The following is a 9947-nucleotide window of genomic DNA, read 5'->3' as shown; positions in this document are numbered from 1 at the left end:
GCAGCGAGCGCCTCGGTCAGGCCCCGGACCTCGGCGTAGCTGCGTCGGGGGTCGATGTCGGGCGGGGCGACCGGGCCGGCGGGGGCCGGGTGGTCTGCGGTGCGGGGCGGGATCGATGGCGTCATGGCGCCTCCTCCGTTGCGAGCCGAGCGGGTGCGATGGCCGGGGCCGCCGCCGGGACGGCGGCGGGCCGAACGCACCCGTCCGGTGCGCTGGATCCGACGCTACCCACCTCGGAGCGCCCGAATCGGGCACCCCTGGGTCGTCGTCGGTCGGCCCCTGCGCTCGGTGGCGGACCCATGATCGTGGCGAGACCCGCACAGGGCGTCGACTACGGTCGCCCTCCGAGGGGATCCGCCGGGTTAGCTCAGTTGGCAGAGCACTTCTCTTGTAAAGAAGATGTCGCCGGTTCGATCCCGGCACCCGGCTCCGCCCGCTGGTGCCCCTGACCTGCGGCGATGCCGGCGGCCTTCGGGCGTCGTGCCGGCACCTGACGCTCGCCGTCATGCCGAGGGTTCAGGCGGGGGTGAGCTTCAACGGCCAGCTGCTCGCCATCGACTCCGGTGCCGTTGGCCCCCGCCGGACCGCGCAAACCTGGGGCACCTAGCGTCGTCGTCGCTTCTTGGTGTAGTCGGTTGGGTCCTCGACGTGGCGATATCGGGACTCATCGAGGAAGTGGATGTGAGTCCAGCGGTCCTTGACTCGCAACGCCCGCGGGTGCCTGCCACCCTGTGCCGGAGCCCACGCAGCGACCTCGCACGAAGCAGGGCCCTTCTTGTCGATCACCATCTCGAGGGCGGGCAGCAGGTCCGTGTCTCCCGAGAACATGATTCCCACGTCGTAATCATCCTCGATGGCGCACCGGACGAAGTCGATGGCCAGCGCCACGTCGATGCCCTTCTCTCGTGGCCGATGAGTTTCGCGGTAGTTGAGCGGTCGGTGGGTTGGGGTCACAAGCGCCTGCTGGCTCCAGATGCCCACCTGCCGCTGACATGCGTCGTAGCCCTTGGCGGCGTGCGCGTTGGAGGGCATCCCCCTGTAGATGCGTACTCCGGCCAACTCGCGGGGGCCGTTCCCTGCCGCCTTGAGAACGAGGGCCGAGGCGAAGCGGGTTGATCTGGCCGAACATGTGTGGGTCGCCTCGTGACCCGAATGCCTCACGTGCGCCGTTGTAGACGTTCTGGTAGTCGATGAACACCATCACGCGCTTGGCGGTGGGGGACACCAACCAGCCTCCGATACGAAAGGCCCCGCCATTCCGGGACAGCCGAAGCGTCCAGGAAGGCGGGGAGCAGTGCAAGGAGTATTGCAAACGTCGACAAGATCGACAACATGGCGTCGACGACAACGAGGCCGCCGTCCCAAGTACCGGGGCCACCAAGCGAACGGCGACCAGATGAACCTCGTGCTCTACCACTCGGCCACCATGTGGCGCGAGCCCCGACGGGCCAACGGGCGCAGGCGCGACGCCCTGGGCGCGACCGGCACCGTGACGCTGCGCACCTGGATCGATGAGGGGACCGTGCCTGGCGGTGGAGGACACCGGGTCCGGGATGACTGAGACCGACCGGCTCCACTGCTTCGAGCCGTTCTTCACCACCAAGGCCGAGGGGGGTGGCACTGGCCTGGGCCTGTCGTCGACCTACGGGGTGGTGACCCAGTCCGAGGGCAGCATCGTGGCGCGGGCTCATCCCGGCGGGGGCACCGTCTTCGAGATCGGTCTCCCGGCGCGGGTCGCGGCGCGCCCCGCCGGCCCGCTCAGCGGGCCCCGCTGACCGCAAGGGTCCACACCCACTCGTGGCGACCCCCGGCGACGCGGTGGCGCGCCGCGGTGTCGGGTCCGCAGGCGGCGCTGCCGAGCCCCCGGTGCGCCCCGTCGACGTGGACCTCGATGTCGGGGCGGGCTTCCAGGTCGACGTCGTGGGTCGCCCGGGCGAGGTCCTCGACCCGGTGGTGGCTGACGTTGAACCCGAAGCGGCGGTCCGCACCGATCCGCAGGACCACCGCCGCTGAGCCCTCGGTGCGTCGTGAACGGCCGCGTGGGGGCTCGCTCGAGAGGGTGAACCAGCGGACGTCGGTCCGGTGACCGTGCTCCTGGGGGACGATGTGACCCACGTAGGTGTCGGTGACGGTGCTGGTCCAGCGGCCGACGGGCAGCTCCCGGCGGTCCGGGTAGCTGTCGCCGGGCCCGGGCCCGAACCACTCGAGGTGCTCGAGTCGGCCCGTGGCGGTGAAGCGCACCCCGACGCGGGGCAGGTCCGTGAGCGCGTCGGGGACGTCGATCTGCTCGGTGAGCCGGGCCACGCCGTCGACGACCTCGATGCGCTGACGGTGCCGCACCGGGTCGAGCCCCTCGGCGCCCTGCCAGGTTGTGGTGCGCACGACGACGCCCCGAGATCGGGTCAGCGAGACATCGGTGCGCACCAGGCGGTCGAGGCCCCAGCGCAGCCAGCGGCCGCGCGCCCCTATGCCGCTCATCCACCCGACCTTGATCCCGTCGTTGTCGGTCGGTGCCCGCCACAGGGTCAGCTCGGGTGCGGCGAGGTCCAGGGCGTCGCCGGCGACGAGGCGCACCGAGTCATCTGCGCCGGTGACGACCTCGACGGCGACGGCCCGGGACCGCCGTCGCGTCGGGGCCACGGCCGGGGCCGGATGCTGAGGCGACGTGGCGGTCAGGGTGACCTGGCAGCGCGCCGAGGTCCACCCCGCCGGCGCCCACGGCGGGCGCCGCCGCGGGGTGGCGACCACGTCGAGGTGGACCTCACCCGCTGCCTCGTCCCGCGCCCGGCGGGCGGGGGTGGGGAGGGCGACGATCACCGTCGCGCCGGTGGCGACCGGGGCGACCTCCAGTGCGCCGCTCTCGGTCACCGCGCCGTCGAGCCGCAGCTCCCAGCGCCACCGGAGATCCCCCAGGTCGGTGAACCAGCGCCGGTTGGTGAGGGCCAGCTCCGCACCGTGGAGGGTGACGGCGACGGGCTCGTTGAGGTGGGCGTACTCGACGAGCAACGGGTGTGGCACCCGGTCCGGTGACACCAGCCCGTCGCAGCAGAAGCTGGCGTCGTGGCGATCCTCACCGAAGTCGCCGCCGTAGCCGAACGAGCCGTCGCCCCGGCGGAGCCCGTGGTCGCACCACTCCCAGATGAACCCACCCTGCAGGCCCGGCTCGGCATCGAAGGCGGCGACGTAGTCGGCCAACCCGCCGGCGTTGCCCATGGCGTGGCTGAACTCGCAGAGGATCAGCGGTCGTCGCCGGTCCCGGCCCGATCGGGCCCACTCGGTGATCGCCTCGACCGAGGCGTACATCGGGCACACCAGGTCCGTGGCGGGAGCCTCGGCGTGGAGGTCCTCGCCGATGGCCCCCTCGTAGTGCAGAGGCCGCGACGGGTCGGTGCGGCGGATCCAGGCCGCCATGGCGTCGTGGGCGGCGCCGTAGCCGGCCTCGTTGCCGAGCGACCAGGCGATCACACAGGCGTGGCCCTGGTCGCGCTGCACCATGCGCACCCCGCGCTCGACGATCGCGAGCTGGTAGCGAGGATCGTGAGCGAGGGCGACCTGGCGGGCGTGGGACTCGACGTTCGCCTCGTCGATCACGTACACCCCGTAGGTGTCGCAGAGCTCGTAGAAGCGGGGGTCGTTCGGGTAGTGGGAGCAACGCACGGCGTTGACGTGGTGCTGCTTCATCAGCTCCAGGTCGCGGCGCATCGACGCCTCGTCGACGGTCCGTCCGCGGTCGGGGTCCTGCTCGTGGCGGTTGACGCCCACGATCCGCACCGGCGCCCCGTTCACGAGCAGCTGGTTGTCGCGCACCTCCACCGAGCGGAACCCCACCCGCTGGGTGCGCACGTCGACGACCTCGCCCGCCGGCGAGGTGAGCGTGACCACGGCGCGGTGGAGCACCGGGCGCTCGTGGGACCACGCCTCGGCGTCCGCGACCTCGAGGTGGCCCCGGACGACGGGTCCGGCGCACAGCATCCCCGAGAGCAGCTCGGTGAGCGGCTCACCGTGCTCGAAGACCGGTACCGGGGTGGCGGACAGGGCGGCGAGCGTCCGGCCCCGTCGACCCTCGAGGCGCACCGCCACGGTCCAGCCTTCCTCCTGGTGCTCGAGGTCGACCTCGACGGCGATGTCGAGGGTGCCGGTGCCGCCGCCGCCGGGACCGGGCCTGAGGCCGGGCACCAGGGCCACGTCGCCGAGCGCCGTCCGGGGGACCGAGACCAGGCGCACCGAGCGGTGAAGACCGGGCAGCCACCACTGGTCCTGGTCCTCGATCCACGTGGCTGCCGACCACTGGCTGACCGCCAGCCACACCTCGTTGGGTCCGCGGCGCAGGTGGTCGCTGATGTCGAAGGTCGACGCCAAGCGACTGTCGGTCCCGATGCCCACGGGTTCGCCGTTGACCCACACGGCCAAGAAGCTCTCGGCGCTGCCGACCTCGAGCAACGTGCGCCGGCGCCGCCAGGCCGCCGGGAGCCGAAACGCCCGCCGGTGGATGCCCGTCGGGTTGTGCGTAGGCACCGCGGGTGGGTCCTCGTCGAACGGCATGATCACGTTGGTGTAGGCGGGGGTGCCGAAGCGGTGGTCGGGCCCACCCTGGAGCACCCAGGTGCCGGGCACCTGGACGTGGTCCCAGTCGGTGTCGTCGGATCCTGCGCCTGGTGATGCGGCTGCCGGATCGTGCACCAGCCGGAAGTCCCAGCGGCCATCCAGCGTCTGCACCCACGGCGACGGCTGCCCGGACCGAGCCGCGGCCTCGTCGGGGAACGGGTCGAGCGGCGGACGCATCGGGATCCGGCCCACGCCGGTGATCTCGGGGGTGGTCCACGGGTCGGGGCCGAGCGGTTGCATCGGCGCATCCTCCCAGGCCGCCCCCCATCCACCGAGCCCTCACGGGCGCGGTCAGGGCCGTGGCGGATCGTGGGTCGGTTTGTAGCCGGGTCGGCCGGGCAGCCGTGAGAGGTGACCGTCCTCGATCTCGAGCCCGCTGCCGCCCCCCCCGCTCCTCCGGCGCTGCGGGCGACCGGGGGGCTCGGAGACCGAGGCCCGACGCTGCCGGCGCCCCGGGGCCCGATCACCGGGGCTCTGCTGCGCCACCTCCGTCACCCCCGCTCCGCGCGTCTGCCGGGCCCCGGGGCGGTCGACGGGGCCCTCGAAGACGACGGCCAGCTCGCCCTGCACTGCTGCTACGAGCTGGCCTACAGGGGCTTCGCCGGGGTCGACGACGAGCTCGAGTGGGATCCGGTGGTCCTCGACCTCCGCGCCCGCCTCGAGCGCATCTTGCTCCGCGACCTGCAGACCAACGTCCCGGTGCCGGACCCCTCCACGACGGCCGTCGAGGTCACGAGCTGGCTGCGGGACACCGCCCGGCCCGGCGACGGGCCGAGCGTGTCGGGCTTCGTGTCCACCGAGGGCACCCTGGCCCACCTGCGAGAGTTCTGCACGCACCGGTCGGCGTACCAGCTGAAGGAGGCCGACCCCCACACGTGGGCGCTGCCGCGCCTCGCCGGTGAGGCCAAGGCCGCCATGGTCGAGATCCAGGCCGATGAGTACGGCGGGGGCGTCGGAGCCGAGATGCACGCCTCGCTCTTCGCCGACACGCTCGACGAGCTCGGCCTCGATGCCGCCTACGGCGCCCACCTCGATCGGCTGCCGGGCGTGACGCTGGCGACCGGCAACGTGATCTCGCTCTTCGGCCTCCACCGTCGCTGGCGCGGGGCCCTCGTGGGCCACCTGGCGCTCTTCGAGATGACCTCCATCGGGCCCATGGGTCGTTACGCGGCGGCCATCGAGCGCCTGGTCGGCTCGGCCCGGGCCCGCCGCTTCTACGACGTGCACGTCGAGGCCGACGAACACCACCAGGTCGTGGCGCTCGACCGGATGGTCGCCGGGTTGCTCGCCGACGAACCTGGCCTGGTCCTCGACGTCGCCTTCGGCGCCGGGGCCCTGATGCTCGTCGAGGGCCGCCTCACCGAGCACTTGATGCGGTGCTGGGGGCGAGGCGAGAGCTCGCTCCTCGCGCCCGAGCCGGTGGTGGGCCGCCGGGCCTCCTGATCCTCGGTCCCGCCGATCCGTCTCGGCCGAGGGAGGCGCGCATCGGTGAATCAGCGGCCGCCCCGCGCCAGGGTTCGCGTCGCGCCGGCCTGCGCCGGGCCGTGGGTCAGCCGGACAGAAGGCGGCGCACGGTCTGCTCGCGGCGGGCCATCGTCGCAGTGGCGCGCGACCCCTTCCACGCCTCGCCCAGGCTGCCGTCGCGGTAGGACTCGGGCACGATCGGGTGCACGTAGCAGGTGCGACACACCGTGGCGGTGTTGCCGAGGACCGCGGCGGCCTCCTCGAACGACGTGGTGACCAGTCGGTCGCAGGGCTGGTCGTCGGGGCACGGGTGAGAGAGGGTGCAGGCGGCGATGGTGGTGCCGCCCCACGTGCGGAAGTCCTTGGCACTGGCCTGGGATCCCATGTGGCCCCGGACGTACTCGTTGACCTCGGCCGAGGTCACGGCGCTGACCGAGCCATCGTCGTCGTCCCGGTAGGAGAACAGGTGCTGGCCGGGGAGCTCGTGGCACCGGCGGGCCAACCGAGCGAGCCGGGCGTCGTGGATGGCCATGCGGCGGGCCACCCCGGACTTGCCGACGAAGTCGAGCTCGAGGGTGCTTGTGCTGACCTCGGCGTGCTCGGCGCGCAGCGTGGTGAGCCCGAAGCTCTCATTGTCCTCGGCGTAGCGTTCGTTGCCGACCCGGATGAGCGTCTCGTCGAGGAGGCGGACCACGAGCGCGATCACCTTCGCCGGGGGCAGCCCTCGTCGGGAGAGGTCGGCGTCCACAGCCTGGCGCAGGTCGGGCAAGGCCTCGGCGAACTCGGCCAAGCGGTCGTACTTGGCCGCGTCGCGCACCTCGCGCCACCGTGGGTGGTAGCGGTAGACCTTGCGCAGGCGGGCGTCGCGCCCGGTGGCCAGCAGGTGCCCCCGGGGGTCTGGGTTGATCCACACCTCGGTCCAGGCGGGCGGGATGGCAAGGGCGGCGATGCGCTCCCGCTCGTCGGCAGCAACGGTCGAGCCGTCAACATCGACGTAGGAGAAGCCCTTGCCGCGCCGGATGCGACGTTGTCCGGGGGCATCGTCGGTGGCGTGGTGCAGGCCCGCCTCCGCCGCCGCGACCTCGTCATCCATCGGCTCATCGTTGTGGGTCACGAACATCCCGTCGGTGGGATCGTGGGCTCAGCGAGGGCCCGCCGTGGCAGGCCCTCGCCGGTGCGGGCTCGGGTCGGGTGCGGGCCTACTCGTTGGCGCGCTGCTCGGCCTCGTGGGCCTCAGCCTCGGAGCGAGCCTTGTCGGCCTCCGCCTCCTTGGCGGCGACGTCGCGCTGGGACTCGGCCTTGTCCTGCTGGGCCTCGCCTTCGCTCGAGAGGTCGTCGTCGCCCGTGAGGGCGCCGGCGGCTTCTTTGAACTTGCCCTTGGCGTCCTCCACGACACCCTTGGCTCCGGCTTCGGGACCGCTGTCTTTGGCTGCCACGGGCATGCCTCCTGGTTCGGGGACTTCCTGCTTCCCACCGACGTCGGCAGGCAAACCGCGAGGTGGGCGGCAGAGGCGTCCCCCGCGGACACTGGAGCGTCACGACGGCGTCCGTCAGGCGTCCTCCACGTGCCGGGCGTGGAGCCCGCGCCGCCTCGTCCGGCGACCTCTGATCGTCTCTCGCGCCCGGGCCCGCTGACCCGGCGCGATCGGCGTTTTCGCGCCCTTGGCGCTCGCAGGACACGATGGTCCGATCCGCTACCACCGGCGGCGGCCGAGGAGGAGGACGACGTGGCGAGCCGTGGACCGGCGGCGCGAGCGGTTGAGCTCTCCGTCGCGCCCCATCTGATCATCGACGAGGGCGGTCACCTGGTGACGGCCAACCGAAGCGCTCGTACCCTGCTCGGGTTGGCCGAGGATGACGTCGGGCGCGCCCTCGGCGAGCTGGATCCCGGCGGGCTGGCATCCCTGCTCGCAACGGCGGTCGGCGAGGCCGCCGGGACGAGGGCGACGGTCGTGCGACGGGCCGTCGCCGTGGGAGAGGCGGGCCGCTTCGATGTGCATGCCGTGCCTCTCGGCGACGGAGCGTCGCACGGCGCGGTGCTGCTCGCGTTCGTCGATGTCACCGCCGCCGAGCGCACGCAGTCGGCCCTGGACGAGTCCAACGAGGTCCTGGCCCGGCTCGACGAGGAGCTGGACGCCGCCAACGACCAGCTGCAGGCGACGGTGCACGAGCTCCAGTCCACCAACGAGGAGCTCCGAGCATCGAACGCTGAGCTCGAGGTGATGAACGAGGAGCTGGCTGCCGCCAACGTCGAGCTGAGCGCGATCAAGGTCGAGCTCGACCGGCGGACCGCCGAGGCCGACCGGATGAGCGCGTTCCTCGGCTCGATCATCGACGGGCTCGCGGCCGCAGTGGTGGTCGTCGATGTCGACCAGCGGGTGCGCGCCTGGAACGAGCAGGCAAGCCGGCTCTGGGATCGGTCCCGGGGCGACGTCCTGGGCCGGCCCCTGGCGCAGCTCGACCTGCACCTGCCGATGGAGGTCGTGACCCGGCCCGTCCGGTCGATGCTGGCTGGTGAGGGGGCGCCGGAGCCACGCGCCTCGAGCCTCGACGACGACGAGGGACGACCGGTGACCGTCACCTACGCCCCGCTGCGGGGTTCGGACGGGACGGTCGAGGGCGCCGTCCTCATCGTCGCCTCCGACTCCGCCTGAGCGCCTCGACGAGACGCTGCGGGTCAGACGTCCATCCGGGCCCGCAGACGCTTGAGGATGCTGGCGATCCAGCGCGAGACCTGCATCTGGCTCACACCGTAGCGCCGCGCGATCTCGCTCTGCGTCAGCTCGTCGAAGAAGTAGAGGCGCAGGATGTCCCGATCACGGCCTTCAAGGTGCTCGATCGCCTGGCGCAGGTCGACCTGATCCTCGGTGACCAGCAGGTTGCGGTCGATCGCGCCCACCACCTCGTGGGGCGACGATGCGTCGGGTGAGGGGGTGGCGTCGAGCGACGACGGGTTGCGGGCGGCGGCCGCCTCTCCCACCTGGCGCAGCTCCTCGGCGGTGACGCCGAGCTCGTCCGCGATCTCCTCGGTGCGCGGCACCCGGCCGAGCGCCATCGTCAGGCGGTCGGCGGCCTCACGAGCGGGCACGGTCAGCTCGTGCACCCGGCGGGGCACCCGGATGCTCCAGCCGTGGTCGCGATAGTGGCGGCGCAGGGCACCGAGGATCGTGGGGGTGGCGAAGGCGGGGAACGGCAGACCCCGTTCGCAGTCGAAGCGCTTGAGCGCCACGACCAGTGACTCGCGGGCGACCTGGTCGAGGTCCTCGGAGGGCTCGCGGTCACGCCGGAGGCGCCGGGCGAGGGACAGGGCGTACTGGTCGTACTCCTCGACCAGCGCCCGCAGGTGCTGGAGATCGCCCGAGCGCCCGAAGCGGACGTGGAGGAGCCAGAGCTCGAGGGGGACTCCGGGGCGGGAGCTCCAGTCACGCGCATCGGCGCCACGGGGGACGGTGCGGCGGGCGCGCAGCACGTCCACGGAGTCGGTCACCTCCGCCAGGCTGTGGCGCACCCGGCGTCGACGGGCGCGGCTGTCCGCGTGGAGCTGTCGACTGGTCGCCACTGCGGCCCCCGCATCGTGCAGGGTGGTTTCGAGGCGGGAGCCGACGGCATCGGCCGGCGGGGCCAAGGTCGTCGGATGGGTCATGGCGTCGGTCATCGGGTACCAGCGGCGCGTGCCAGGGCACGTGCGGGTGCGACACCAGGGCCCAGGGTACCCCCGCCTCGCCGCCCCTGGCGAGAAGCAGGTGCGGTCACCCGAAGGCCCGGCGGGCGCTGATGAGTTCCCCGAGCGCAGCGAGGTCGCGTTCAGTGTGGCTCTGACCTAGATCGGTGAGTTAGCCGCGCGTACGTTCGTTCGGATGCGCGACGGATGCCTTTCG

The 9947-nt window shown here is 72.5% G+C and carries 9 protein-coding genes and 1 tRNA gene; 5 read left to right on the top strand and 5 right to left on the bottom strand.

Annotation, left to right across the window (positions count from 1 at the left end):
• The first annotated feature begins 356 nt into the window (after positions 1-356).
• Positions 357-429: transfer RNA gene (locus VNL12_RS20420), tRNA-Thr, on the top strand.
• Positions 430-603: 174 nt separating this feature from the next.
• Here the strand turns inward: VNL12_RS20420 and VNL12_RS20415 are convergent.
• A complete protein-coding gene (locus tag VNL12_RS20415; protein WP_325597180.1) occupies positions 604-1032 on the bottom strand; it encodes an NYN domain-containing protein in 429 nt (142 codons plus the stop codon).
• 364 nt (positions 1033-1396) lie between these two features.
• Here VNL12_RS20415 and VNL12_RS20410 point away from each other — a divergent pair, with 364 nt between their 5' ends.
• Both VNL12_RS20410 and VNL12_RS20405 read left to right on the top strand, forming a co-directional pair.
• Positions 1397-1561 carry a hypothetical protein gene (locus VNL12_RS20410; protein WP_325597178.1) on the top strand — a complete coding sequence of 55 codons (165 nt, stop codon included), beginning with the start codon at positions 1397-1399 and terminating at the stop codon, positions 1559-1561.
• The gene (locus tag VNL12_RS20405) at positions 1554-1775 is read left to right on the top strand and encodes an ATP-binding protein (protein ID WP_325597176.1); all 222 of its coding nucleotides are present in this window, start codon (positions 1554-1556) and stop codon (positions 1773-1775) included. Before VNL12_RS20410 ends, VNL12_RS20405 begins: the two co-directional genes overlap by 8 nt.
• Here VNL12_RS20405 and VNL12_RS20400 read toward each other — a convergent pair.
• Positions 1759-4845, bottom strand: a complete 3087-nt coding sequence (locus tag VNL12_RS20400; protein WP_325597174.1) for a glycoside hydrolase family 2 TIM barrel-domain containing protein — start codon at positions 4843-4845, stop codon at positions 1759-1761. The two genes, VNL12_RS20405 and VNL12_RS20400, sit on opposite strands and share 17 nt — an antisense overlap.
• A 111-nt stretch (positions 4846-4956) precedes the next feature.
• On the opposite strand from VNL12_RS20400, the gene VNL12_RS20395 reads away from it, so the two are divergent.
• The gene (locus tag VNL12_RS20395) at positions 4957-6048 is read left to right on the top strand and encodes an iron-containing redox enzyme family protein (RefSeq protein ID WP_325597172.1); all 1092 of its coding nucleotides are present in this window, start codon (positions 4957-4959) and stop codon (positions 6046-6048) included.
• Positions 6049-6154: 106 nt separating this feature from the next.
• Here VNL12_RS20395 and VNL12_RS20390 read toward each other — a convergent pair whose 3' ends face one another.
• Entirely contained in the window at positions 6155-7162 is a 1008-nt protein-coding gene (locus VNL12_RS20390; protein WP_325597170.1) for a hypothetical protein, read from the bottom strand.
• A gap of 106 nt (positions 7163-7268) precedes the next feature.
• The gene (locus tag VNL12_RS20385; protein ID WP_349257893.1) at positions 7269-7511 is read right to left on the bottom strand and encodes a CsbD family protein; all 243 of its coding nucleotides are present in this window, start codon (positions 7509-7511) and stop codon (positions 7269-7271) included.
• Between the two features lie 123 nt (positions 7512-7634).
• Here VNL12_RS20385 and VNL12_RS20380 point away from each other — a divergent pair, with 123 nt between their 5' ends.
• On the top strand, positions 7635-8723 hold the full coding sequence (locus tag VNL12_RS20380; protein WP_325597166.1) for a PAS domain-containing protein: 1089 nt from the start codon (positions 7635-7637) through the stop codon (positions 8721-8723).
• A gap of 23 nt (positions 8724-8746) precedes the next feature.
• Here the strand turns inward: VNL12_RS20380 and VNL12_RS20375 are convergent, their stop codons facing one another.
• Entirely contained in the window at positions 8747-9724 is a 978-nt protein-coding gene (locus VNL12_RS20375; RefSeq protein WP_325597164.1) for a sigma-70 family RNA polymerase sigma factor, read from the bottom strand.
• Between the last annotated feature and the right edge of the window lie 223 nt (positions 9725-9947).

The sequence above is a fragment of the Iamia sp. genome (assembly GCF_035575815.1).
GTDB lineage: Bacteria > Actinomycetota > Acidimicrobiia > Acidimicrobiales > Iamiaceae > Iamia.
This window is presented reverse-complemented; position numbering and strand designations above follow the sequence as displayed.